Annotated in this window: 27 protein-coding genes and 1 other RNA gene; 3 read left to right on the forward strand and 25 right to left on the reverse strand. The window is 47.4% G+C overall.

The annotated features are described in order from the left end of the window. Window positions 1-276: 276 nt before the first annotated feature. The 10 genes from B5G27_RS13145 to B5G27_RS13180 all read right to left on the reverse strand — a co-directional run bounded on the left by B5G27_RS13145 (window position 277) and on the right by B5G27_RS13180 (window position 5,381). Window positions 277-528 carry a helix-turn-helix domain-containing protein gene (locus B5G27_RS13145; RefSeq protein ID WP_087179326.1) on the reverse strand — a complete coding sequence of 84 codons (252 nt, stop codon included), beginning with the start codon at window positions 526-528 and terminating at the stop codon, window positions 277-279. Between the two features lie 17 nt (window positions 529-545). Further along, entirely contained in the window at window positions 546-1,142 is a 597-nt protein-coding gene (locus B5G27_RS13150; RefSeq protein WP_087179327.1) for a hypothetical protein, read from the reverse strand. 406 nt (window positions 1,143-1,548) lie between these two features. After that, window positions 1,549-1,782: a hypothetical protein gene (locus B5G27_RS13155; RefSeq protein WP_143449725.1), complete on the reverse strand. Its 234-nt coding sequence runs from the start codon at window positions 1,780-1,782 to the stop codon at window positions 1,549-1,551. Window positions 1,783-1,787: 5 nt separating this feature from the next. Next, window positions 1,788-2,012, reverse strand: coding sequence for a hypothetical protein (locus B5G27_RS13160; RefSeq protein WP_143449727.1), 225 nt, complete (start codon window positions 2,010-2,012; stop codon window positions 1,788-1,790). A 42-nt stretch (window positions 2,013-2,054) separates the two neighbouring features. Continuing rightward, window positions 2,055-2,261 (reverse strand): hypothetical protein, encoded by a 207-nt coding sequence (locus B5G27_RS13165; RefSeq protein WP_087179330.1) that lies wholly within the window; start codon window positions 2,259-2,261, stop codon window positions 2,055-2,057. A 26-nt stretch (window positions 2,262-2,287) separates the two neighbouring features. Continuing rightward, entirely contained in the window at window positions 2,288-2,461 is a 174-nt protein-coding gene (locus B5G27_RS16075; RefSeq protein WP_162611252.1) for a hypothetical protein, read from the reverse strand. A gap of 386 nt (window positions 2,462-2,847) precedes the next feature. Beyond that, window positions 2,848-4,764 carry a phage/plasmid primase, P4 family gene (locus tag B5G27_RS13170; RefSeq protein ID WP_087179331.1) on the reverse strand — a complete coding sequence of 639 codons (1,917 nt, stop codon included), beginning with the start codon at window positions 4,762-4,764 and terminating at the stop codon, window positions 2,848-2,850. 55 nt (window positions 4,765-4,819) lie between these two features. After that, window positions 4,820-4,996 (reverse strand): hypothetical protein, encoded by a 177-nt coding sequence (locus tag B5G27_RS16160; protein WP_164488453.1) that lies wholly within the window; start codon window positions 4,994-4,996, stop codon window positions 4,820-4,822. A 1-nt stretch (window position 4,997) separates the two neighbouring features. Then, window positions 4,998-5,204: a helix-turn-helix domain-containing protein gene (locus B5G27_RS13175; protein ID WP_087179332.1), complete on the reverse strand. Its 207-nt coding sequence runs from the start codon at window positions 5,202-5,204 to the stop codon at window positions 4,998-5,000. Window positions 5,205-5,312: 108 nt separating this feature from the next. After that, window positions 5,313-5,381, reverse strand: an RNA gene (locus B5G27_RS13180) — hammerhead ribozyme type II. A 311-nt stretch (window positions 5,382-5,692) separates the two neighbouring features. Here B5G27_RS13180 and B5G27_RS13185 point away from each other — a divergent pair. Both B5G27_RS13185 and B5G27_RS13190 read left to right on the forward strand, forming a co-directional pair. Continuing rightward, on the forward strand, window positions 5,693-6,187 hold the full coding sequence (locus B5G27_RS13185; protein WP_242958321.1) for a helix-turn-helix domain-containing protein: 495 nt from the start codon (window positions 5,693-5,695) through the stop codon (window positions 6,185-6,187). A gap of 57 nt (window positions 6,188-6,244) precedes the next feature. Continuing rightward, window positions 6,245-7,519 carry a tyrosine-type recombinase/integrase gene (locus B5G27_RS13190; RefSeq protein WP_087179334.1) on the forward strand — a complete coding sequence of 425 codons (1,275 nt, stop codon included), beginning with the start codon at window positions 6,245-6,247 and terminating at the stop codon, window positions 7,517-7,519. Between the two features lie 139 nt (window positions 7,520-7,658). On the opposite strand, the gene B5G27_RS13195 is transcribed toward B5G27_RS13190, so the two are convergent. The 10 genes from B5G27_RS13195 to B5G27_RS13240 form a co-directional block, all read right to left on the reverse strand. Continuing rightward, a complete protein-coding gene (locus tag B5G27_RS13195) occupies window positions 7,659-9,311 on the reverse strand; it encodes a recombinase family protein (RefSeq protein WP_087179427.1) in 1,653 nt (550 codons plus the stop codon). Between the two features lie 23 nt (window positions 9,312-9,334). Beyond that, on the reverse strand, window positions 9,335-11,251 hold the full coding sequence (locus B5G27_RS13200) for a recombinase family protein (RefSeq protein ID WP_143449728.1): 1,917 nt from the start codon (window positions 11,249-11,251) through the stop codon (window positions 9,335-9,337). Between the two features lie 146 nt (window positions 11,252-11,397). Continuing rightward, window positions 11,398-11,583, reverse strand: a complete 186-nt coding sequence (locus B5G27_RS13205) for a hypothetical protein (RefSeq protein WP_087179336.1) — start codon at window positions 11,581-11,583, stop codon at window positions 11,398-11,400. A gap of 166 nt (window positions 11,584-11,749) precedes the next feature. Then, window positions 11,750-12,721 carry an N-acetylmuramoyl-L-alanine amidase gene (locus tag B5G27_RS13210; RefSeq protein ID WP_087179337.1) on the reverse strand — a complete coding sequence of 324 codons (972 nt, stop codon included), beginning with the start codon at window positions 12,719-12,721 and terminating at the stop codon, window positions 11,750-11,752. Window position 12,722: 1 nt separating this feature from the next. After that, complete coding sequence (locus tag B5G27_RS13215) at window positions 12,723-13,145, reverse strand: phage holin family protein (RefSeq protein ID WP_087179338.1); 423 nt, start codon at window positions 13,143-13,145, stop codon at window positions 12,723-12,725. A gap of 106 nt (window positions 13,146-13,251) precedes the next feature. Beyond that, window positions 13,252-14,658, reverse strand: a complete 1,407-nt coding sequence (locus tag B5G27_RS13220; RefSeq protein WP_087179339.1) for a hypothetical protein — start codon at window positions 14,656-14,658, stop codon at window positions 13,252-13,254. A gap of 20 nt (window positions 14,659-14,678) precedes the next feature. Beyond that, window positions 14,679-16,547 (reverse strand): hypothetical protein, encoded by a 1,869-nt coding sequence (locus B5G27_RS13225; protein WP_087179340.1) that lies wholly within the window; start codon window positions 16,545-16,547, stop codon window positions 14,679-14,681. 90 nt (window positions 16,548-16,637) lie between these two features. Next, on the reverse strand, window positions 16,638-17,435 hold the full coding sequence (locus B5G27_RS13230; RefSeq protein ID WP_087179341.1) for a S1 family peptidase: 798 nt from the start codon (window positions 17,433-17,435) through the stop codon (window positions 16,638-16,640). 90 nt (window positions 17,436-17,525) lie between these two features. Next, on the reverse strand, window positions 17,526-17,888 hold the full coding sequence (locus tag B5G27_RS13235) for a hypothetical protein (RefSeq protein ID WP_087179342.1): 363 nt from the start codon (window positions 17,886-17,888) through the stop codon (window positions 17,526-17,528). Window positions 17,889-17,891: 3 nt separating this feature from the next. After that, the gene (locus tag B5G27_RS13240; RefSeq protein WP_087179343.1) at window positions 17,892-21,050 is read right to left on the reverse strand and encodes a phage tail tape measure protein; all 3,159 of its coding nucleotides are present in this window, start codon (window positions 21,048-21,050) and stop codon (window positions 17,892-17,894) included. A 303-nt stretch (window positions 21,051-21,353) separates the two neighbouring features. Between B5G27_RS13240 and B5G27_RS13245 the strand changes: the two genes are divergently transcribed. Further along, window positions 21,354-21,851 carry a hypothetical protein gene (locus B5G27_RS13245; protein ID WP_087179344.1) on the forward strand — a complete coding sequence of 166 codons (498 nt, stop codon included), beginning with the start codon at window positions 21,354-21,356 and terminating at the stop codon, window positions 21,849-21,851. A 13-nt stretch (window positions 21,852-21,864) separates the two neighbouring features. On the opposite strand, the gene B5G27_RS16165 is transcribed toward B5G27_RS13245, so the two are convergent. From B5G27_RS16165 to B5G27_RS13265, 5 genes are read right to left on the reverse strand one after another with little or no spacing between them, the layout of a single operon-like run. Beyond that, window positions 21,865-22,029: a hypothetical protein gene (locus B5G27_RS16165; protein ID WP_164488454.1), complete on the reverse strand. Its 165-nt coding sequence runs from the start codon at window positions 22,027-22,029 to the stop codon at window positions 21,865-21,867. Next, window positions 22,026-22,403: a hypothetical protein gene (locus B5G27_RS13250; RefSeq protein ID WP_087179345.1), complete on the reverse strand. Its 378-nt coding sequence runs from the start codon at window positions 22,401-22,403 to the stop codon at window positions 22,026-22,028. The genes B5G27_RS16165 and B5G27_RS13250 overlap by 4 nt, the downstream gene beginning before the upstream one ends. Continuing rightward, window positions 22,400-23,044: a major tail protein gene (locus B5G27_RS13255; RefSeq protein ID WP_087179346.1), complete on the reverse strand. Its 645-nt coding sequence runs from the start codon at window positions 23,042-23,044 to the stop codon at window positions 22,400-22,402. Before B5G27_RS13255 ends, B5G27_RS13250 begins: the two co-directional genes overlap by 4 nt. After that, window positions 23,025-23,366 carry a hypothetical protein gene (locus B5G27_RS13260; protein ID WP_087179347.1) on the reverse strand — a complete coding sequence of 114 codons (342 nt, stop codon included), beginning with the start codon at window positions 23,364-23,366 and terminating at the stop codon, window positions 23,025-23,027. Before B5G27_RS13260 ends, B5G27_RS13255 begins: the two co-directional genes overlap by 20 nt. Further along, window positions 23,359-23,742, reverse strand: coding sequence for an HK97 gp10 family phage protein (locus tag B5G27_RS13265; protein ID WP_087179348.1), 384 nt, complete (start codon window positions 23,740-23,742; stop codon window positions 23,359-23,361). Before B5G27_RS13265 ends, B5G27_RS13260 begins: the two co-directional genes overlap by 8 nt.

The raw sequence follows: 23,742 nt of genomic DNA on the forward strand, positions 1-23,742 counted from the left end.
TGAAGGCAGGGAAAATCCCTTGCTGAAAAAAGGGAATTCCGACGCTTTTTTCAGGGAAAAGTACTTGACAAAAAACATATGATCTCATTTTCCAAAACAAAATATTGCGCCTGTGCCTGTTCAATGCGTTCAGTCAGTTCAGACACTTTCACAACCGCACTTGTCAGAGCGTCATTGTTGTGACTGGTCTGCACTTTCACCTGACTGTAATTGATACTTCCGGCACTGGCTACTTTCTGCCGGAGCGTTTCCCGCCGCTCTATCAAATCAGCAATCTTATATTTCTGCCGTTTCAGGCTTTCCAGATACCGCACCGCTATCATAATCATCACCCGTCTTTTCTATATCCCGAACCTTTACCCCTAAAACAGAAGAAATTCTTGCCGCCGTCCTTGTATCAACATTCCTTCCACCAATCAGGATTATTTTCAATTCTCGTTCAGTTATGTTCAGCCTGCCGCATAAGTCTTTAGGAAAAATCCCTTTCTCTGCCATAGCTTCATTTAACTTTTTAGTGTCTATCCTCATTCAGAAATCACCGTCCTTCACATTTTTATGATTTGCCGAGGATGCTCTATAATAATCCGTTCCCCGCTGTTCCAGTCATAAAACCAATTTTTCAGTTCCCAAAGCGTCTGTGTTTGTAGAAGAGGGTGTTTTCCACGGAGAACGGCCGATAATACTTTTGTAGAATATGTGGTTTTACTCATAATCGACTGGAAACGCATATTTTCAAGCCCCTGCAATACTGTCAAATGTTTTCTGAATGACTGTTTCCCTATGCGTGAATCAAAAATAAAGTTCAAATAATCAAATGGAAAATCAAACTGAATGTTATATCTTGCGGCGTATTTCTTCATTCTGTAAGCAATATCATCATAGCCGCCTTTCGTGTTATTTTTTATACCTTCATACGGGTTCACTTTGCCGCACTCTGAACACATATACTCATTTCCAACAAAATATAATTTCTGTACACGTTTCAGACAGAACGGGCAGCAGAAGAACCGTTTCTTTCCGTACCCTGTTTTCTGATACAAAAATGATACTGTCCTCTGTAATCCGTGACTGTCTTTAAATGTGACCCCCTTTGCATCCGGTTTTACTTTGTCCTTGAACTGTCTCACGTCAATATATTCCACCGCTTTAATCCCCCTTTCGCACGTGCGTGCGAGAAACCCGAAAATCTAAGCACTTTTTATATGTTAATTTTCCGTATACGTCCCCCGGTTTTATTAACATTTATTAAAGTCTTTTCTATTTTGATTTCATGTACACGCCCCCCAGATCAATCCAAATCTATCCAAAAATATTTGTGTCTGTGACCTCATATAATGCCTATATAATCGTCATAATATTCCGCTTGATAAAATAACCGCCCACATGGTAAACTATGGTTGTTCAGGTCATATGTTTACCATGTGGCAAGTCCTTATGTAATTTCGATTATGTAAGGGTTTTAATATCCCAGTAAACCCCTGATGAAAAAATACACCAGTTTCATTTTTCTTTCATCTGCCTTGTCCAACATTTCTATAATCTGTTCCTTCATTCTGTCATTATCCCCCCTGATTTTAATTCGGCTTTCGCTGCATCAAAGGCACTGTCCAAAGAAGTAATCACCATATCAACAGCCTTTTCAAGAAGTTCTTCGCTCGGTGCCTGTGCCACGATCCCCGCAAATTTCAAAGTCTGTTCAATGCGTTCCGGCTCATTATGTGCAAATACCATGTTGATTGCTTCACATACGAGATCAATTTTATTTTCTAATTCTTTGTTCATATCCATTACCTGCCCTTTCTCTTTGTACGTTCTTCCTTTATTCCGTGTATTTTCCCCAATGCGTACACATCCCGGAGAAAACCCGATAAGAGGCCTTGTTCTATTGCGTCCATCACAAGAAATACGAACGGTCTGTTATCAGCGTTTTTGTATGCTGAAATGATATCCCGGATTTTTCCATATTCCCCGCCGTTCTGTGTAAATATCGGCTGCCTTGCAAGAATTTCCATTGTCTTATTCTGCTGATACAGTAATTTTTCCATCATATCCCCCTATTTCTGCGAAAACATCCTGTCATTTTTCAGTATGTAGCTATACGCTGCCCGGATCAGACCTTCAACCCGGATATCTCCGATCATAATACTGTCTGCATTATCATCCGTGTCTACAAGGTGCATCACCACACCAAGCAAATCTTTAGCAGACATATTGTTTTCGTCCATCTCGTCAAACATCTGATCTGTGATTTTTTTCGTCATACCTGTTTCACCGTCCTTTTTCCTGCTTACAGTTTTGTGTTCTGTATCTTCTCAAATTTGTAGTTGCTAAGAGAGTCCTTCATCACATTAAGCAAGTGATGGGCTTCGCCATAAGACAATCCCTGTTTCTGCATCCACTTGTACAGTTTTTTCACAAGCCTTTCATCCTCTGCCGATAAATTTTTGATAACTAATTTCATAATCATTCACTCCTTCACTCCGCAAAATTTTTCTTTGAAATCGTCTCTTCCAATGTGTTTACAGCATCTTGAACAAAATCAAGCTGATCTGCAATATCATTCAATCTTATAACTGAACATCCACCTTCTACAAACCAAGCACAATCCTGTCTACATTCTTTTTTCGTCATAGGACAAAACATATTTTTCACCTGCCTTTCAATGTTGGCGTAATTGGCGAAGTATAATAAAAAATATTATTATATTTATATTTTCTACTTTTGTAACACATCAAGAATTATATAAATTAAGAAGTTACATATAACTACGCCAACGCCGCCACAACATACGTTTACTATATTTCTTGTGCGCCAATAATCTACGCCACAACTACGCCAACGCCGCCATTATTCAGCAAAAATTCTTATTGTCTTTCGTTCTTTACCTTTTCCAATATGACTATCAACTGTTTTTGTACCTAATACCTTGTTGACCTCTTTAGAAAAATTGATTTTTGTTTCTTGTCGGAATCCATTATCATTACAAAAAATTTGATACTGTTTATATACATCAGCAGTAGCCTGATTGATGATATTTTCTTTTTCGCTATCCTCAATAAACGCCAAAACAGAATTATTTTCTTTACTGTAATGGTCTTTTTCCTGCTGTACCTTTGCCGGAACGGTAAAAGCTTTGTTGTCCAAAACAGCGGCAAGACCGTCTAAAGCGCACTGAATAAAATATTCCATACATTCCGGCTGACTTAACTTGTATTTGATAAATGGGTCAAAGTCCGGGGAATCTTTTGTAAATGTTCCGTTCAACGGGATCAGCAACAGCCTACGCAATACCGCCCCTGTCTTGTCCTTCATGCGGGGAATATCATTCGCCGAATATATATGCATTGCATACGGTACGAAATTAATTGCCGGAACCCCTTTTTGTTCAGCCTTTATCACTTCACCTGTAATCATCTTTTTAAGTATGGAAGTATCTGCAATATATTCATTAGAAATATCATCCCCAATATTTGCCAGTTTTCCATACAGCATGATTGTTGAAAACCTGTCTTTCAGTTCACCAAGATCAATAGCAGAATAGTTGTCTTTTCCTAACATAGTCTGAACCATATGAAGGAATGTACTTTTTCCGTTGCTTTTATCTCCTACCAAAATAGCAGCTTTACCGCCACCAATAGCAGCAGATCGGTATAAACATGCCCCGGCAACCTCTTTCAATAATTCTTTTATGTCTGCATCTCCACAAGAAAGCCGATCAAGCACACTGTCCACCAAGTCCGATTTTGCGTCAGGGTTATAATTCCAAGGTATTTTATTTGTAATAATATATTGAGGGCTGAACGGCTCTAAACTGTCCGTATTAATATCATAAATTCCATTGTTAAACGCAAATAGGTTTAGGGCAGCCGCCTGTTCTTCTCCAACACACACCACTTCAAGATATTTCAGCACTTCTTTTCTTTGGTTTGAAGTCAGGGAAGAAATTTCTTGCACCATTGCCCTTTCTATTGCTTCATATCCGGGTTTATAGATACCGTCCTCATACACATGAAGCTGACCATTAATTTTCTTCACATGGTATTTTGATCTGATATGCTCTGCAAATTTATCATGTGAAAATTTACTTTTCTGAAAAAATACTTGTTTTTTAAATGCTTCATCCCTTAAAATTGTATCAAGCTCACTGTCCGGCAGAGGTTCAGCAAGCACATATCTATTGAGGATTGTAAAACATTCCCTGATTTCATCAACAGAAAATCCATTGCTTTGCAGTGTCAGGATATATGAAAATAACGTGCTATTTCTCCCGTCACCTTCGCCCATATTCGTAAAATCAATATAGGATTTTGGTAACGGGGTAAAATATTTCGGTATCTCCTGATATGGCATTTTGTTATAAATTATGTTTCGTTCAGCCCCATTGAACTTTAAACACTCATAAGGTAATGAGTTGCCCGGATGAAAGTCTACAACAATACCACAGGCAAGCATGACTTTATCAGCCTTCTTCAATGATGTATTACTATTAATCATAGTGGCATGATAGCCCCTGTCGCCATTCCGATCAGTCATACAGCAGGCTAATCCTTCGCCCTCAATGATCTTTCGTAAGATTTCACTATGGAGTTCTTCATCTGCATCAAAAAGCACTGTGTTAGCGTTCATTACACCGCTAAAACTGTCAAATTCGTCTACTTCCAGTAAAGATAAAAGCTTTGGATTTCTGCCCGGATATTTTTTCCCTTTTTGATTTTTCACGAACCCTTTATAGATTCCTAATTCATCAAAGTCTTTCGTGTCCATTGTCCATTCTCACCACCTTCCTGCAATAAATTTTTATAAAATCATTCCTTTGGTCTTATTTTGTATACTGTTCATACTTTTCAATTACGGAGTCAGACACACCGCTTTTATATACTTTACGGATATCCTCAACCGCTCCCCTGTCAAGCGTCTGCAACCGCTCAATCAGTTCCTTTCTGCTGTTGGCAATGCTGCAACACCGCCGATCAGCAAGCTCAATTCTGTACTTCACTTTAATCACTCTCCAGATCAATCAACTGTTCAACAGGTACATTCAGGGCTTTGGCAATCTTTCCAAGCGTTTTCGTTCTCGGTTCAGTAACACCCGCACTATACTGTGTTAAAGATACTCTTGAAACCCCTGCCTTTACTGCTAAATCATCCATATTAAGACAACTGTTCGCCATAGCAATATATAATTTCTGCTTGTTAATTTTCACATTTTCACCTTCTTTCTTTAGATTTGTACGGCACTTATGCAGGGGATTTACAGCGTTACCCCTTACGGTTGATTAAGCCGTTGCCGGACAGATGAAGTTGTCAAGGTTCATGACCTGCCATCATCAGAGCCGGGGCAGTCACTTCCCGGCTGACGGTCATTACTGACCGTTTCGGCTATTCTACGTTGTCATAGATGATTTCAAGTGTTCGGATTGGTTTCTTTCTAAGTTCTTCCTCTGTGAACTGTCCTTTTGTCTGGTAATCCAGAATACCGCTGATAAGCATTTCCCTATATTCCTTATTTGTCATATTGCTTTACCTCTCTTTTCAATTTTCCTTTTAATCTAAGCCGCCCGACTTTTGATTTTTGTTATCTTCGTTTACATTATAGTAATCTATGATAACTTTGTCAACACCTTTTGGTAATCTTTGAAAACTTTTCATTGTCAATCACTCTCTTTTGTGTTATCTTTAATTATGAAAGAAGGTGGTAACAATCAAATCAGAAAATGAACGTGTTCAAGAAGTTCGCAAAAGATTAGGTATGACTTTGGAAAAATTCGGTCAAAGGCTAGGTGTTACCAAAGTAGCGATTTCAAATATAGAAAAAGGGCATAGAAATGTTACTGAACAGATGCGAAAATCCATTTGTCGGGAATATAATGTTAATGAATTGTGGTTAATGTCCGGACAAGGTGAAATGTTCGTTGCTGATGAAGTAAAACATCTTGAAATTATAGAAAACTATTTTAAATCGCTAGGGTTTTCTATGGAATATAATGTGACAAAATGGCATTTTGAGAACCCTGATGAACCCGATCCTGCTGAAAGGGTGCAAATTCCAGATGAAGCGGTATATATTCTTACTAAAGGCGGGGAGTCAGCAGTCTTTACACCAGAAGAATTTGAGGAACTACAAGACAGGGCAAGGGAGACCATAGAAGGTATATTCTATAAAAAAGTCGTTCAAAAAAATAAATAGCCACATTTTCCTTTCAATCTAAGCCGCCCGGCGGATTAGAAAGGATGTGTTTATTTTATGCAAGGTGGAGTAAGAAAAAGAGGTTCAACATGGTCATATTATTTTGATCTGGGAAAGGTTGACGGCAAGAGGAAGAAAAAAGAAAAGGGTGGTTTCCGCACCAAGAAAGAAGCAGAAGCCGCACTTGCGGCGGCAATGAACGAATACAACAACGCCGGAACAGTCTTTGAACCGTCTGAAATCACAGTTTCCGACTATCTGGATCAGTGGTATGAATTATCCTGCAAGCTGAATCTGAAATATAATACACAGGTGGCATATCTCCGCATCATAGAAGGGCATATAAAGCCCAAATTCGGGGCATATAAGCTGAAAGCGATCAATGCCGCAGTATTACAGGAATACGCCAACAATCTGAAAATGAACGGCTATTCCAAGAGTCATATTGTGGGAATACTGACCGTGTTTCAGTCTGCTTTGGATTATGCCATTGAACCGCTGCACTATATCAGCCAGAACCCTATGAAATCGGTCAAGTTTCCCAAAGTAGAGCGCAAGCCAAGAGAAAGGATCATTCTTACTTTGGAAGAGTGGAACCAGATTATTGACCGTTTCCGTGACACCCGGTATTATATCCCGCTCATGATCGGATTTTATACCGGGCTGCGGATCAGTGAAGCGTTCGCCCTCACATGGGATGATATTGACTTTGAAAAAAGAACCCTGTCCGTCAATAAGCAGATTGTAAAGCGCAACTTCGGGGCTGATGTTCGCCGGGTGGTAGAGAAACAGGGAAAACGGGAACAGCGTTCCTCATGGTACTTTACAACTCCAAAGACTCCGGCATCTGTCAGAACCGTTCCTTTTGGCGAAACCCTCTATAATGCCTTGAAACAGGAAAAAACCGCACAAATGCGCAATGAAATGAAGTACGGGGAATATTATACAATCCACGTTCTGAAAAAAGAGATTGATGAAAAGGGTAATGATATGTGGCGGGTCGTTCCCGTCCAGAAATGCGTTGAAAGCCAGTTGCAGCGTGTTCGCCTGATCTGCATAGCAGAGAACGGGCAGTATACTTCTACTGACTCATTCAAATTCTGTTCACGGGTCATTCACAAGGAATTACACCTTGCCTTTGACTATCACAGTTTGCGGCATACGCATGCCACCATGCTGATTGAAGCGGGGGCAAATGTGAAGAATGTGCAGACACGGTTAGGGCATACCAACATCAAGACCACTTTACAGACCTATGTTCACGACACCGAAAAGATGGGTGAACAGTCCGTTGATCTGTTTGAGAAGATCACCGCTGTAAAAACATCATAACTATTAAAAACAGCACTGATAACGCTATCTGTTCAGCGTGTTCAGTGCTGTTTCTATGTTCAGTATTGATTTTTAAAATTGCGGTGGCAAATGGGTGGCAAATCGACTGAACCGCACCACACAAATGCCGGAAAACCGCCTATTTCCGCACAAGTTTACAGATTGTTTCGACTGTGTTTTCTTTGGGCATACGAATTCGGTCGCCTTCCTGTCCGTCGTAGTATACTGGAAACGTCAGATCAATATGCTTGATAATGCGTCCCATATCTTTTTCATCCGGATCCAGTTCAATGGATTCAATAAATGTCCTCATGAACTCCTTCTTTTCCAGATCCGTCATTTTACCATATAATATATCAAAATCCAGAAGAAATTGGTATATCTTTTTCCCTGTGACTTGTTTTCCATATGAAGCCCCGATCTTTGTCTCCACATCAGTAATTGCTTCTTCCAGTTCTGCAATTCGGTCATAAAGATTATCCATCCGCTCCTGCATATCCTGGTACTTCCTGTCATAATGCTTATCGCCCGGATCCAGACGTTCCAACATCTGTACCAGTTTCTTTCTGGATCCCTGAGCCTGTTGGAACTGACCGGCAAGCTGCTTTTTTTCTTCCTCCAAAGAAGAAACATCCACCTTTTCTTCCAGTTTTTCCATCAGGAATTCCTTGAACTTCTCCCCTCCCGCCATATACCGGATAAATTCCTCAATCTCTGCATTGAAGACTTTCTGGTTGAGCATAGGCTTATAATCACAGATATGCCCGTCAACTCGTTTCCGGTGATGGCAGCGGTAGTAAAATGTATCTTTATATTCCCCGGTCTTTTTATTTTTCCTTCTCTGCACGGTACCGCTCATGCCGCCCCCGCAGAGCGGGCATTTAATCAACCCCGATAAGATATGCTCATGATCCAGGCTGTGAGTCTTAACCCATCTGACACCCGTCCGCTTCCGTTTCTCTTTGGCGGCTTCCCAAGTTTCCTCATCGATGATCGCATCGTGCAGTCCATCCGCCAGAAGATACTCATCCTGCTTCACCCGGCAGTATTGATCCCTCGTTCCCTTCACCTTTTCCGTCTTATTTTTCCCGTAAGCAATCTTCCCTACATAAACCGGATTATCCAGTATCTTCAGAATCGTGCTTCTGGAAAAGTAACTGACCTCCTGATCCCGGAGCCGCTTCTTTGTATATCCATGCTGGTTCAAATATTTACAGATGGAATCAGCCCCTGCCTCCATCCGGGTAAACTGGTCAAAGATGATCCGGACAATCTCCGCTTCCTCTGGGTTCACGATCAACGTACTGTTTTTTGAATCCAGTTCATATCCGAAAGGCGCCTGCCCGCCATTCCACTTTCCCTCCCTGGCCTTCTGTTTCCGGCCTTCCATAGTCTGAACCAGGATATTCTCTCTTTCAATCTCCGCCACCGCTGACAGAACTGTGATGGTCAGCTTGCCGGAATCTTTGGAAGAGTCAATGCCATCCTCCACGCAGATCAGATTCACTCCGTAATCCTGGATATATTGGAGTGAGTTGAGCACATCCGCCGCATTGCGCCCAAACCGTGAGAGTTTAAAGACCAGAATATAGGAAACACCGTCCTTCTCCTCCGCCACATCCTGGAGCATCCGGGAAAATTCCGGCCTGCCGGTGATATTCTTTCCAGACTTTCCGGCGTCACAGTATTCCCGGACAATCTCCATATCCTGGAACTGGGCAAATTTCGTCAACCGGTCTTTTTGTGCCTCCAGGCTGTAGCCCTCTACCTGCATGGCTGTGGATACTCTCATATAAATATAACATTTCTGTTTTCTCACTCTGCCGCCTCCTCAAAATATTCTGTTGATTCCGGTATCATCCGGTAAGTTTTCAACGCGTCCAGGATTGCCAGTTCTTTTTCCTTCGGACATCTCGGGATATGATTCTTATTCTTCTCCGGCTTATTGTAAGCTGTCCCCATCTCGATGCCATATTTCCGCTTTACCTGGGCAATATACAAACTGGAAACCTTTAATCCATGTATCCTCAGAACGTGGGCTTTTATCTCTGCATAAGTGGCTTTGGACTCTGCCGCCGTTATCGGAAGACGGGAACAGTCCAGCGTAAAGACTACCATCTCATCCGGGGTATCCTCATCATCCCCTTCCTGATTCCCGCCCAGATCAAAATAAACGGGGAAACGGAAAGTAATACTTTTCAGGATTCTCTTGTCATCTCCTTTTTCCGGAAATACTTCAATCCTCTGGATAAACTGTCGGCACAGCGTCCGGCGCTCTTCATAGTTCATTTTTTCATACAGTCTGTCAAAATGATCCAGGATCAGGCAGATATTATCAGAGGAATGGATGCCCTGCTTCATCCTCAGCAGTTTACGCTTTAGCTTCTCTATCTTATCCTCGATCCGACCGATCCTGTCATATGCCGCGTCCACCTCTGCCTGTAATTTTTCATATTGCTGATCATAACTTTCCGCCAGCACGTCCAGATGATCCAGCTCCATCCCCAATTTATATTTCACATGCTCCTGGTGATGCATCTCTTTCCGGAGCATCTTCAGCTGTGTTTCCACCGCTTCCTCAGACATCTGATTCCCGACTGTCCTGGCAAAAGCCGTCCGGAATTCTTCCGTCCCGGTAACCTTCTGGATAACTTCCATCACGGCCGCATCCAGCCTTTCCTGGTTATAGGTATGGCAAAAGCTGCACACACGCCCTTCCGATGTCCTGTAATTTCTGCACCCATAGGAATAAACGGTTTTATAATATCCCCCATAGTTATGGTTCAAACTTTTATTCTTCTTACTTATAAGCCCGCCCCCGCAGACTGGACATTTTACCAATCCTGACAGCAAACTGATCCGATCCTCTTCATCCCGTTTCCCTTTTACCCTGGCCAACTGTTCCCGTTTTTCCTGAGCCTGTTCCCAAATCTTCTCTGTCACAATAGCCTCATGTTTTCCCTGGACCACAATCTCCTGCTTTGGATCCGGGCTTCCCTTATTCGCCCTGCGGTAATAAACGATCTTCCCGCAATAAAAAGGATTGTTCAAGATACGGGATACAAAATCACTATTAAAGGGACGGATGGTTCCCTGGGAAATACGCTGGTATCCATGGCTATTCAGCCAGCGGACAACACTGTTCAGCTTCATCGGCGGTTCCAGATACTTTTCATAGATCAGACGGATGACCTCTGCTTCTGAAGGTTCTATCACCAATTCTCCCTCCCTGCTCCGGTATCCATACGGAATCGGCCCGCCTGCCCATCCACCCTTCAGCACCTTCTGCATCTTCCCGGACATGAACTGGATCCGGATATTCTCCCGCTCAATCTCCGACACAGCTGAAAGGATCGCCAAGGTCAGCCTACCACCCTGGGTGGAACTGTCAATGCTGTCCTCCACACAGATCAGGTCGATATCATAATCCATCAGCGTCTGCATTGATTTCAGCACATCCGCCGCATTACGCCCAAACCTGGAAAGTTTAAATACCAGGACAAAGGAAATATCATCCTTCCCACTGGTAATATCATCCATCATCTCCATAAATGCAGGCCTGCCCTTGATGCTATGTCCAGATTTCCCAGCGTCACAATACTCTCCGGCAATTTCCAGCCCTTTATATTCAGCAAAATCTTTCAGCCGCTTCTGCTGGGCGTCCAGGCTGTACCCTTCTGTCTGGGCGGCAGTGGAAACACGGGTGTAAATATAACATTTTTTTCGCTTCAAGTTCTCTCCCCCTTTTCGTATTCCCGTTGTCACACGGCTGCCTGTACCTATAATGTATCGTGTTCCTTCATTTCTGTCAGCGCACAAAATTCATATGGATCCACCCTCTTTTTTGTGCGGGACTCCCAAAAAAAGAGCCGGCATCCCTAATAGGCGCCGGCATCCCCGTCATATCCCCTGTTTTCCTGCCCCTTTTCGGCTCCCAGTTCCGCCAGGATCGCATCCCCATATTTCTGGATCATCCGTGCCAGAAATTCCGCGCATTTTTCCATATTCATCCTCGCCTCTTTCTCCGTCAGGCGGCCCGTATCCACCACTTCTACTTTTTTCAAAGGCAGACACCTCCTTCTTCTGCTCAAAGGAGTTTTCCTGCCCGATTTTTTGATTTCTGAAAAAAAAAGAAAAGGCCCGCCGCTATCTGCGTATACTTCAACAGATAACGACAGGCCATATTCTAACCTTTCCTATTCACTTGTCAGCAAGCTGTCAGAGAAGATATTAAATCCTGCGGGCGTAATCCAGCGAGATCCACCCTGCGCCGGATTTCAGCTTGCCCCAACGGGAAGCCCCCTGTCCGTCCGCTTCCTCCACAATGGTAAAGACGCCTTTCCCGGTATATTTCCCGGTCTTCCCGTAATTCGTCCCCGGTCCTTTCCGGATATTCAGATCCGTGATGGATACCTGCACCAGATACGGAGAAAAACCGCTTCCGGATCCCGATCCTCCATAGACAGCCTTCCCAGATTCGTCGTATACCGAATACCCCGGATTCTCATCCGCACACTTCTTAGCATTGGCAAGCACTTTGAACGCCCCTTTCTGGGACTTCGCATCTGTCCAGGACTTCCTGACCCGGAACCATCCGCCGTTCTCCGGCTCCGTTGTCCCAGCCCCTCCCATAGCCGCCTTCACATCCTTCCGAAACCCGTCCATGGTATAGCCCAGGCCAAGCCCCTTCCACAGATGCTCCGGATCCCCGTGGTTGGAAGCGATCCCCCGGCTGTGTCCTTCCCGGTGGCTGATGATCACGCCATCCGCAGTTGGGTTCAGATTGTACTGCTTGCACAGATAAGCAAACAGTTCCACTGCCGCCTCATAAGTACGCTTCGCCACTGCCTTTGCCGCAGCGGTATCGGAACAGGTAAAATTCGCCCCGCCTGTGTACTTGATACAGGCAGGCTCACACATCTCCACGCCGACATGGGTGTTGTTGCCGCTCCCCTTGTTGCCGGAGCCGCAGTGCCAGCCCCGGTGGTTCCAGGGAAGGGTCTGGTATACCGTCCCGTCATTGCCGTCAATAAACCCATGGACGCAGGCACTGTCATAGGATGGGCTGTTCCAGTTATTGATAAACACGGACGCCTTGGGCTGGGGACAGCCCACCGAATGGAGCATCAGCCCCTTTACCGTGATCTTCCTCCCTGCCGTATAGCAGGGATTTTTCGTTAAAATGCTCTGTACTAACTTCATCTCATTTCTCCTCCGTTTCTGTTTTTTCCGCCCGGTCATGGAGCTGTTCCAGGACAGCCTTGATTTTCCCCGGCACCGGCAGCCCCAGGTGCGCCGCATTCTCCAAAAGGCTCACGCCCTCATTGGAAATATAGAAAAAGATCACCGCCGTCCGCAGCACCGACCCGGTGCCAATGACATGGATATCCAGGATATTGGCGATCCCCACCAGAAGGAAGATCAGCACCTTCCGGCAGATGCCCTTAAAGCCCACGTTGCTGGACAAGGTCTTATCCGAAATGGCACACATCACACCGGTCAGGTAATCCACCGCTACAAAAAGCACCAGGGCAATCAGCAGCCCGTCATTGCCGCCCAAAAAGTATCCCAGCCATCCGCCCACAGCGGCAAATACCATCTGAACCATGTTCCAAAATTCTTTCATTGCAATTCCTCACTTTCCCGCATAAGAAAAGACGCCCGTAAAAGAGCGCCTGCCAATCAGTTTCTATATAAAGTGCCGCCTGCCCTTTCCGGGACAGATATTTTCCCTACGGCACGGAATCAGGTTGCTCCGTCAGCGTGTAGGTGATCTTCATAGTCTTATCAACCGTCTTCACCACCGCTGAGGAAAGGTTATTGATGGATGCCAGGTACGGCGTCAGCAGATAAGCTGTCCGGTATTCATTGCCATAGCTGCCGCCCCATCCAAACAGGAAATTCTTGTACTGGAACAGGGGCGTCGCGGCGTTATTGAGCCGGACACTTCCCTGGGTCTGGATCACCGTATCCTCCGCCGTGATCTGGAAATCCCCGCCGATAATGAGATCCCCGATCAGCGTCAGGTACAGCTCGCAGGAGCCAGTCTCGCACAAAGGCTTCCACTTGGACGTAAAACCGAACTCGATCAGCGTCACATCCGTGGAGTTGGAAAGGCTGATCTTATAGATCCCCTTCTTGTCATAGGCAGGCACATACAGATACCCGCCCCGGACGCAGCATTTCACACTACGCTCCGCGAATGTATCAAAAGCCCGGGTACCCACATCCATCAGTTTTGCGTTGGACAGCGTCCACTGCCCTTCCGTGAAGGAATAATCTGCTTTAGAGATCTTGATCCAGAGCATCGCAGCGTCCCCGGAGGAATTCCCCTCATTGGAAAACCCGTACCAGTATCCGTCCTGCCCGTCCAGGAAATCCCCGTACTTGGTATAGCTTCCCAGGAACTCAAAGGTCTCCGGCGTCAGCACCTCATCCTCCAGCACCGTATAGGTGGAATCATCCAGTTTCTCATTTAAGCCGATGGAAAACACCGGGATCCGAAGCTTCCGGATCCGGACGCCCGCGTTCTCAAAAGTGATGGAATACAAAAGGCTGTCCTCAAAATCCAGCTCCACTGCCTCAAACAGCACCATCTTGTTGGCATCCGGTATTGCCCCGATATCCGCCGCCTTCAGCTGCAGGAAGGCGCTGGCATCCCCGGTCAGGCTGCCGAAGCCGTTCTCCCCGCCGAAGGAACTGGTCAATGCCACCGCCGCAATGGTGCCGTTTCCCTGGTTCGGGGTAAATTCCCAGACAAACTTATATCCATTGGAAATCGCCATGCTCTCCGTCAGGTTCAGACTTCCTCTGGCCAGGTTGGCCGTGGAATTCACATCATTGGAGGCATAGGCCACCGGCAGATTGTCGGAGCTCTCATACAGCAGTTCCTCATCCTCCGCCAGCGCTTCGGAAAAAAGCAGGATGCCCCCGATCATGTTGGGACAGATGGGAAGAAGGTTCCCGTTCCAAAGCAAGGCATCATCATACTCCCCGGTGGCGGCGTAAAAGATCCCCATGGGATTTAAGCCCAGGATGTTGTTCACCGCCTCAGTGATCATGTTCTCCTCCGTGACGGTCTCCACCGCCCCGGTATTCTCATCTGTCAGTTCGATCGTCATAACGCCTTTCAAAACCATAATCTCAATCCTCCCGTTGCTTAAGTGAGTGTGACCGGTCGGCAGAATGCGCCGATCCCAGTCCTTCCCGTCATAGTATCCGCATAGCTTTTCTGTACCAGTTCCATCGTCCCCACATCGACTGCCACCGTAAAGCCCCTTGCCTGAAGACCGCTGTTAATGGAGAATAATGCCGCCGATTCCTCAATGTCGATCCTGCCGTCCCAGGCCGCCGCAGCTGCCATGGCCTGGCCGCTGATGGAAGCGATGCAGTCCCCGATCCCCACACTGCCGGAACCGCCCTCTATCCGCAGGTACACGTTGAAAGTATTGGTAATATTCGGCACGATATTTTCAATCGGGTAATACAAAGACAGGATGTGTTTCCCGCTGTGCCAGGTCTCCACCGGATGATGGAGCAGGATCTCCACGTTGTTCAGTTCAAAGGTCACATAGCAGACCGCCTTCCCGTCCTCCGTCCAGGTCACCGGCAGGCTCACATCCACGGAAATATCCGTGGTCTCTTCCCCGGCAGCGCCATCCTCAGAACCATTTTCTGTATCCGCCGCCCAGCCGCTGTCTCCTACATTTCCGGAGGGGAACGGGATCACGATAGTACCGCTGGCCTGGGTGGATTTCTCCACCGTCTGCGCTTCCACGTCCACCACTACCTGCCCGAAGAACTGGGCATGGTTTTCCTCTTTGGAAGCGAACTCAATACTGATGATCCGAACATCCGTCTCGCCGATGGAATACTCAGAGGCATTTGTAAATGTGTGGATACCGATCTTCCCAGCTTCAATTTGGTTCAGCAGGCCGGAAATATTTTTATCGTTCTTGGACTTTGCCTGGGAAAGCCGGGGATTCTTCCCCACGCATTTCAGGCTCTGCTTGCCGCCGATCTTGACCGTAAAGGATGTCACGCAAGTAATCTGCTGGGCGTCCGCCTGCCCGCCGGAGAAGGTCAGCACATCCCCCAGGTCCAGCGCCGGATTCCCGATGGTATCCGAATCAAAGGGCACGTAATTGACTGCGGACAGAGCTGTCAAAATATTCCCGCACAGCTCCGCCCTTGTTTCTTCCAGTCCGAACTGCAGGAGGGGATTGACACCCAGGTTCATAGTCAGTCCGCCATCTTCTTCCAACGCGTAATACTCGGAAGTCTGCGTCCGCAGGTTGGTGGAACTGACCGCCGTGTACCGCGTCACAAAATCAGAAAAGCTGCTGGAAAACCGGTGCTTCTGCAGGATCTCCATCACCGGAGTTTCCCCGTACTGCCGAAACTCCAGCTTCCCTTCCCGGTTGATGCAGAAGAATCCGCCCAGCACCTGCGCTGTAAAATACAGCACATCCCGGTAGCTCTCAATGTCATTCTCCGGGTAAATGGAAAGCAGTTCCGATCCGTTGGGAAGCGCTTCGATCTCCGTCTGGCTCTGCGCCAGTTCCACCCCGCAGGCGGTACTGCACAGCGCCATCATCCCGTAAGCAGTACCGATGGTCTCAAAACCATTGAAAGCCCGGTCAAAGCGGAGCATCCTGTCATAAGCCTTCAATTCCAGCACATGGACGGTCCGATTGGCCTCGCTCACTTCAAAGATCCCCATAGGAACAGCTTCGTAAGTCCCGTCCGCCAACCGCAGGTGGTAGGACAGTTCCACTTCCGCATCCTCCAAAGTGTACCGGTCGATATCCAGGAACAGGCTGATCCCCATCTCCGCCGCGTACACGGCTCCCAGTTCAATCTCCGAATTGCCGCAGCACTGGGCCGTAATATAGCCGCTGCCTTTCACAATATCTTCCTGCGTGAACGGATACTCCGCTCCGGCAGCAGTTGTGATCTTTCCTGTCCAGTAATACTTCCGTGTGTTCCCCTGCACCGCCTGCAGGAACGCCACGCTCACCGGGTACATGACACCCCTCCTTCCGTTTCCAGGCATCAAAAAAGCACCAATCATTTCAGACTGATGCTTATCAAACTTTGATAAAAGTGTGTATAACAATTAATTATCTGTAGGCATACTATCAATTAGGTCTTTTATAGCCGTCGCTTTATACACTATACCTAATCCTAAAACCTCTTCTGTTAAAAATTTTGTTCCTGTCTGAATAGATTTTAACTGATTATTTCTAATCATCGTTGCTGATACTATACCTAACAATTTTAAATTTCTTTTCCCAATGACAATTTGTCCATTCTTCATATTTTCATATGTCAGGTCTATATAAACCGGGCTCCCGCTTGATCCCGGGAACACTTGGGCATCAATAATAAAAATTGGTTTTCCGTTATAATCGTACTTTGGATGGCTCGCAATCATTCCTGTACGAATCAATGGTAAATTATTTTTTTCATCGAATCTATTATCCGGATATCCTATAAAATAAACATTTTCTGCCACTGACAACTCAGGCTCTTCAAAAGTTGCTAACATGTCATATGAAACCGCTTTAAAATATAATTGATCCGGTAATAAAAGGAAAAGTCCTGTACATTCTAAAATCGCTATATCCACATCTGGATCCTTATGTGAGACAATATTCCCTTGAATTTTTGTAATAGGAACTCGAACCACATTTCCTATTTCAGCTTCTCCATTCTTCATTTTCGTAAAGGAAATCGCAATAGAATCTGCACCACATAACACATGCTTGTTTGAAACCAAATACATTTTTATCTTATTTTCAGCTACAGGGCGTTGTAATAAGAATCCAGTACCAATTGAAAATAAATTTCCGTTTTTATCCAAACACTCTACTCGTAAGGTTGTATACAAAAGTTGTTCATATATATTACTCATTTTCTCAACTCTTTCTAAACAGACTGAACTTCTATTGTCAGGAACTATGATTTATTTTAACACATTTTTTCCTCGGCAGAAATGACAATTTTAAAATTCTCTTAGAGTAAAACTCACCGTCCAAAGCCCCTTCCGGGACGTATCCTTCACCAAAGCCGCCTTATATCCTTCCACATACATCTCCGCCATTTTCACTGCCAGCATTTCCGTATCAAAATATCCCACCGTGATCTTTTCCTGCTGTTTAAACTCCGTCAGAATCTTCAGCCACTTTGCCGATACCGAGAACGTCACCGGGATGCTCACCACGCCTGCGCGCACCACATCCCGCTGCACCGTCCCTGCCTCTGTCTCCCCGCCGGAATCCGCCTCCACGTCATCCATCCGCACCTCATAAGAATCCGGCAGAGGAAGGGCTGTGCCGTCAAAAGTCAGATACTGTATAAATGCCATCGGTTACCTCCCTCCTGACCGCAGGTTCTGCCTCGCCTGCGCCGTCACCACAAGTTCATCTAAAAGCGTACCGCCTACATATACCGGGATCACAATATTCCCCTGCGGACCGGAGAATCCCGCCAGGGCTTCCGATACCGCGGATGAGATCCCGGAGATCAGGTCGGACATATTCCCGCCGGAGAAAGCGCCATCGGTATAGCCATACTCCATCCCATTTACTTTCGGTGAAATCACCATGTCCGAAGCCACATCCTTCACAGCTTTTTCCACCAGGTTCCGGTTCTTTTCAATCCCACTCGCCAGTCCCTTCATGAAGTCCGGCATCCAGGTTTCATAATCTGCCAGCGGCCCCTCATCCGGAACCGAGAAGTGCAGGAAAGAGCGGATCCGGTCAGCCAGACCGGAAACTGTGTTGATCATACTCTGGATCATGCTGGAAATTCCGTTGACCAGTCCCTGGATGAAATCTTTTCCCCACTGAAACGCCTGCCCCGGCAACTCGGTAATAAACCGGATGGCAGAAGAAAATCCATTGGAAACCACGGAATACAGCCCAGAAAGGGCAGAGCCGATCCCGGAGACCATCCGCTGGAAGGCGGACACCGCTGCTTCACGCAGGGAAGAAGCGATATTCACCACCGTGGTCTTGATTCCGTTCCAGACAGAAGACGCCGTCTGCTTCATAGCGGACCAGATCCGCGAGGCAAACTGGGACAGAGACGAAAGTACAGTCTCCACGCCCTGCTTCAGTCCCGAAGCCGCAGAAGTCACCACCTGACGGATTCCCGACCAGATCTGAGCGGCGGCATTTTTGATATTGTTCCAGATATTGGCCGCGTCGGATGCAAGCTGGGAGAAATTTCCCGTCACCAGGTCGATCAGCAGGAGCACCGGAGCCAGGATCACATTTTTCAGCAGTTCAAAGGCGCCGGAGGCAATCTGACAGATCCCCGACCAGATGCCCTGCAGGGTATTTTTCGCGTTCTCCCACAAAGAAGTAAGCGTTGTCACCACCAGCTGGACAATGGGATTCTGCAGGATCGCATTCCAGATATCCGTAAAAAACGCGGATACCTGTGACCACAGGCCGCTCCACCAGTCCGGGATCGCAGAAAAAAAGCCGATGAAAATCTGGAACGCTGCCGGGATGGTCTCCGTAAAAAAGACCACCACCCCGTTCCATAATTCCATCAGTTTCTGGGATACTACCTGCCATAGATTCCCGAACCACTCCGTGATCGCTCCCCAGTTTTTCACAATGGCGATGATTCCGGCAATGGCCGCCGCCACCCCGGCGATGATCCCGATCACCGGGAGCAGGGAAATGTTCAGCGCCCCGAAGGACACCGCCAGGGCCGCGATCACCGGCGTCAATGCGGTAAATGCCACAAGCAATGCGCCCAGGATGATGACAAAATTCTGTACCGGTTCCGGCAGCATCCCGAATACCTCGCTCACTGCCGTAATAATGGCCACCAGAGGCGGCAGAACCACATTGGCCAACTCCACGATCTTTTCCCCAAGGGGAACCAGCGCCTGCTGAAGCTTCCGGGTATTCGCCTCCATCTCCTGCATCGGTGTCTGGGTCTGGCTGAACAGATTTTCCGCAGATCCGGCTACGCTGTCATAAGTCTCTCCCACGGAAGTCAGGGAAGTAATGAATTTCAGGTTCCCGTCCTCGGCCATGGTGCCAAAGGCTTCCGCCGCCATATTCAGGGCCTGCTGCTCGTTGGTGCAGTTTGCGATATCCGCCACAATGGAATCGATCACCTGCTTCTGGGTAGCCTCCCCATTCTGCCATGCCAGGAACAGGGACTGGGTTTTCTGGGAATACAGGTCAATAGCATCCCCGATAGTTCCGTCCGCCAGACGGGTGGTCACCTCGTTGATGGCATCATTAACCTTATCCAGGTTATACGCCCCGCCCTGCAGACCGTTCTGCAGAAGCTGGAAATACTCCGAAGCGGAATACCCCGCCTGCTCAAATTTCCCGGCATACTCGGACAGGTTATCCCCCAGTTCATTGGTCTTATCCAGGCCGTTCTGGGTACCCCGGACAATATAATCCATGGCCTCCTGGGCCGTCATGCCGTACTGCTTCATCAGAGAGTTGACACCCCGGAGGGTCTCATTCATGTCAATCCCGTACAGTTCTTCCAGCGTCAGCGCCTGTTTCGTCAGGTTGGTCAGGTCAGTATCTCCCAGATCCCCCAGATTCTTCTTGACTATGATGACCGCTTCCGCCACCGCATCCATGCTCTGGCCCACACCGGATCCATACACATTCTTCACAATCTCCGCACTGGCTTCGGCTGCTGCTCCGGTCTCCCCGAAGTAAGCGTTCACTTTAGAGACAGCAGTCTCTGTCTCCGCATAAGCGGATACCGCTTTATCGCCCACATCCTGGATCTTATCCCCGACCACAGATAACTGGTCGGCAACTTCCATCAGGGCGGTGCCTTTGGTCGCCTGGGCAATCTCCCCAATGTCATCCGCGGCATCCCGGGCGGCATCTCCCACGCCGTTCAGGTCTTCAATCAGGTTCCGCACGGCCTGCCCGTCATCCACCGTGTCCAGGGCGGCGGTCAGCTGCTTGATATCCGCCTTCCCGCCGGTGACCGCTTTCCCGATCTTCTCCACAGCGGTTTTCAGCTGGTCAGAAGAAGCCGTCCCGTTCCGGATCGCCGTCACCAAACGGCTCCCCAGCACGTCCGCGTAATCATCCACACTGGATCCAGTCGCCGCAAACAGCTTATTCAGACGTTCCGTATTAGAAGCCAGCCGCTCCTGCTCTGACTGCAGACCAGACAGATCCACCTTATACCGGTTCAGCGTACCTCTGGTCTCCTCAACCTCCCGCTGGAAAGCCATGTACTGGTCCTTCCCCAGGTCGCCCCGCTCAAAGGCTTTCGCCACATCTTCCTGAGCCTGCTCCAGGGCTTCCAGCTTCTTTTCCGTATCCCCGATGGCCGACTGCAGAAGCTCCTGCTTTTGCGTCAGAAGAATGGTATTGGACGGATCCAGTTTCAAAAGGTTATTCACATCCCGAAGCTGGCTCTGGGTCTTCTTTATGGAATTGTTCACCGCGCTCAGCGACTTTTCCAGCCCGCTGGTATCGCCGCCGATCTCCACCGTAATCCCCTTGATCCGGCTTGCCATGTGTCACCACCTCCTGAAAATGGACATAGAAAAAGCCCGAATTGCTCCGAGTCTCCTTAAAATTTCTCTTTAAAGTTTCATAAATTTTTCATTGATTTTTTCTCTGCTGATACATATAATATAGGTGTAAGAACGTTTTACGGTGTACGGCATGGAAACACTGTTTATGCAAACACGTTTCGCAATGTACGGCAAAGAAACATTGCTTACACAAATACGCTTCACAATGTGCGGCAAAGAAACATTGTTTATCAGCCTCCGGTGAGAGCCGGAGGCTTTCTTTTACAAGAAAGAGGTATCCAAATGATAGAACGAGGATTGTATTACGCTACCCCTGAATTTTCTAAAATGATCCAATCTGTTGGCGGCACATGGAATGATACCAAACATCGTCCCATGGTATGCCTCATTAAATCCAGTGAACATCCCGATTTATACTGGGCGATTCCTATGGGAAAACTAAATCACAGAAACCAAGCCCAACAGCAGCGGCTGGATTTTTATCTTAATCTCCCAGAAAGAGACATCCGCTCCTGCTACTACCATATCGGACGAACTTCATCACAGTCTATTTTCTTCATCAGTGATGCGATCCCGATTACAGACAAATACATAGACGGGGTGCATGTTGGCGGGGACCAAAAACATTACATCATAAAAAATAAGAAACTCATTGCGGAATTGGAACGGAAACTTTTCCGTATTCTTTCCCTGGAAAATTCCAGAAAAAACCACTTCCGGCAGCATATTACTGATGTAAAGAACTTTCTTCTTTCAGAGTTACAGGCGGATGGCAACTGATTCTCAGCTGCCATCAGAACCGATCCATATCTTCCTGCGTTGCCACCACCGCATACTTATGCTCATCATTGCTGCTCTCCACATACATATCGTTCACCATCCCGATGGTCAAAAGATCCAGATCCCGGATGGAAAGCCCCAGCTGCACACACCGCAGGAGGAACAGGGGAGTCGTCATTTCCCGGTCAGTCGGGCGAAGTTTTTTTTAGCCTGCACATCCGTCTGGGTATTCAGCCCCCACAACTCAATGATCTGGGGCAGTACCTGATAGATGGAAAAAGTATTAAAGCCGTCCAGCCATTCCTCCGGCGTATCCGGGATGGAAGGGTCGGCATGCTTCGCCATCACATAGGCGATATTCTCAAACATTTCCAAAGAGAACAGATCCAGATTGGAATTCTCCGGGTCATTCTTGTCGATCCCCTTTTCCAGATCCCGCAGATCCTTATAAATATCCCGGTGGAACCGCATCCGGTAAATCCGGGGAATGGCGGCGGAGGCCTTAAACGCGACCTCCTGCCCATCAATCGTGATATTTTTCTTCATGCTCATAATGTCTCCCCTCCGATTTCATCCTCTTCCATTTCCCGCAGGCTGGACTGCTGTACGCCGGAGTTCTCCGGATCTGTCACCGTCGGCATATACACAGAGGTATACCAGCCGGTGTAGACCGTATCCGTGGTGCTGTCCCCGGTACGTGCCTTCACATAGCCGTTGGCCAGGGGCGCCGCCGTGATGGCCAGCGTTTCCGTCTGTACCTCAATCTCTTCCTCATTGGTCGCGGACTCAATATTCGGCCTTGCCGCCGAACAGTTGTACAGCACATGGCGGATCTTCTTCACATCCCCGTCAAACTCAAAAAGCAGGGCAAAGTTCGCCGTCTCCACGTTGGCGCTTTCCACCAGCACGCTGTTGTCGTCCAGTGACTCCTTCAGCACATCCGTCCGGAAACTCTCCGGCACCATGGCCAGTTCCAGATCCCCCTCATAGCCCATGTTGTTGGAGATCGTATAGTAGGCGTACCCATCCGCGTAAAAATTGGACGGCTCGCCGTTAGGTTCCAAGGACAGGGATACCGCGCCCGGCATAGCCACCGGCGTTCCGAAAGTCACGTCCCCGTCCTCATCCACCGTAATCAACGCATAATGTACGTTGCAGATATTAAATTTTACTTTATTCTTCTTTGTAGACATTTCCTACTCCCTCCATCTCAAAAGAGTACAGAACCTCGTACAGCTTTTCACTGTCAATCCAAGTTTCCGTCTTATTATAGAAAATCCCCGCCGCATCAAGCGCATCCTCTATTTTCTGCTCCGAAGCAAGGGCTTTAAAATCCGTGTACAGTTCCACCCGCACCTCGCTGATCCGGTAATAGACCTTCCCGTCCGCTGAAAAGTTATCGCTCCCCGGCAATAGGTAACAGACAAAGGGCGGATCCGGTGCTTCCCCTTCCGCGAAATGGTCATAAGCATAGGGGAATCCGGCGCTTTTCAAAATATCCAAAAGTTTATCCATCCCTCAGGCTCCTTTCGATCTCTTCCTCCAGCTGCCGGATCCCCTTTTCCTCCGCCGGAGCGATATGGGCTTTGCCCTCCACTCGGCCGCCGTTCCGCTTCGCGTGGCCGTACTCCAGCAGATGGGCCAGCTGATAGCGGTTTTTTGAATGAACCGTCAGCGTCAGGCTGCTGGATGTCTCTTTTGTCTTCTTCACCGCCCAGCTTTTGGCGTACTCCCCGGTATCCTTCGGGGCATTGGCACGGATCTCCTTTTTTACCGTCTCCCCGGCATCCCTGACCGCCTGCTTTACATCCTCGGCAGCCAGATCCGCGTATTCCTCCAAAGTCTCCATAACAGCGTCCGCCAGATCCCCGATCTGCACGGTCTGTCCCAT

Origin of the sequence: Lachnoclostridium sp. An76, assembly GCF_002161355.1 — a bacterium.
Classification (GTDB): domain Bacteria; phylum Bacillota; class Clostridia; order Lachnospirales; family Lachnospiraceae; genus Mediterraneibacter; species Mediterraneibacter caccavium.

Excerpts from the sequence above, each read along its gene's own strand:
- B5G27_RS13145 (WP_087179326.1), bottom strand. The coding sequence starts at position 528 with ATGAGGATAGACACTAAAAAGTTAAATGAAGCTATGGCAGAGAAAGGG.
- B5G27_RS13155 (WP_143449725.1), bottom strand. The coding sequence starts at position 1,782 with ATGAACAAAGAATTAGAAAATAAAATTGATCTCGTATGTGAAGCAATC.
- B5G27_RS13160 (WP_143449727.1), bottom strand. The coding sequence starts at position 2,012 with ATGGAAATTCTTGCAAGGCAGCCGATATTTACACAGAACGGCGGGGAA.
- B5G27_RS13165 (WP_087179330.1), bottom strand. The coding sequence starts at position 2,261 with ATGACGAAAAAAATCACAGATCAGATGTTTGACGAGATGGACGAAAAC.
- B5G27_RS16075 (WP_162611252.1), bottom strand. The coding sequence starts at position 2,461 with ATGAAATTAGTTATCAAAAATTTATCGGCAGAGGATGAAAGGCTTGTG.
- B5G27_RS13170 (WP_087179331.1), bottom strand. The coding sequence starts at position 4,764 with ATGGACACGAAAGACTTTGATGAATTAGGAATCTATAAAGGGTTCGTG.
- B5G27_RS13190 (WP_087179334.1), top strand. The coding sequence starts at position 6,245 with ATGCAAGGTGGAGTAAGAAAAAGAGGTTCAACATGGTCATATTATTTT.
- B5G27_RS13195 (WP_087179427.1), bottom strand. The coding sequence starts at position 9,311 with ATGAGAGTATCCACAGCCATGCAGGTAGAGGGCTACAGCCTGGAGGCA.
- B5G27_RS13210 (WP_087179337.1), bottom strand. The coding sequence starts at position 12,721 with ATGAAGTTAGTACAGAGCATTTTAACGAAAAATCCCTGCTATACGGCA.
- B5G27_RS13215 (WP_087179338.1), bottom strand. The coding sequence starts at position 13,145 with ATGAAAGAATTTTGGAACATGGTTCAGATGGTATTTGCCGCTGTGGGC.
- B5G27_RS13220 (WP_087179339.1), bottom strand. The coding sequence starts at position 14,658 with ATGGTTTTGAAAGGCGTTATGACGATCGAACTGACAGATGAGAATACC.
- B5G27_RS13225 (WP_087179340.1), bottom strand. The coding sequence starts at position 16,547 with ATGTACCCGGTGAGCGTGGCGTTCCTGCAGGCGGTGCAGGGGAACACA.
- B5G27_RS13230 (WP_087179341.1), bottom strand. The coding sequence starts at position 17,435 with ATGAGTAATATATATGAACAACTTTTGTATACAACCTTACGAGTAGAG.
- B5G27_RS13235 (WP_087179342.1), bottom strand. The coding sequence starts at position 17,888 with ATGGCATTTATACAGTATCTGACTTTTGACGGCACAGCCCTTCCTCTG.
- B5G27_RS13240 (WP_087179343.1), bottom strand. The coding sequence starts at position 21,050 with ATGGCAAGCCGGATCAAGGGGATTACGGTGGAGATCGGCGGCGATACC.
- B5G27_RS13245 (WP_087179344.1), top strand. The coding sequence starts at position 21,354 with ATGATAGAACGAGGATTGTATTACGCTACCCCTGAATTTTCTAAAATG.
- B5G27_RS16165 (WP_164488454.1), bottom strand. The coding sequence starts at position 22,029 with ATGACGACTCCCCTGTTCCTCCTGCGGTGTGTGCAGCTGGGGCTTTCC.
- B5G27_RS13250 (WP_087179345.1), bottom strand. The coding sequence starts at position 22,403 with ATGAGCATGAAGAAAAATATCACGATTGATGGGCAGGAGGTCGCGTTT.
- B5G27_RS13255 (WP_087179346.1), bottom strand. The coding sequence starts at position 23,044 with ATGTCTACAAAGAAGAATAAAGTAAAATTTAATATCTGCAACGTACAT.
- B5G27_RS13260 (WP_087179347.1), bottom strand. The coding sequence starts at position 23,366 with ATGGATAAACTTTTGGATATTTTGAAAAGCGCCGGATTCCCCTATGCT.
- B5G27_RS13265 (WP_087179348.1), bottom strand. The coding sequence starts at position 23,742 with ATGGGACAGACCGTGCAGATCGGGGATCTGGCGGACGCTGTTATGGAG.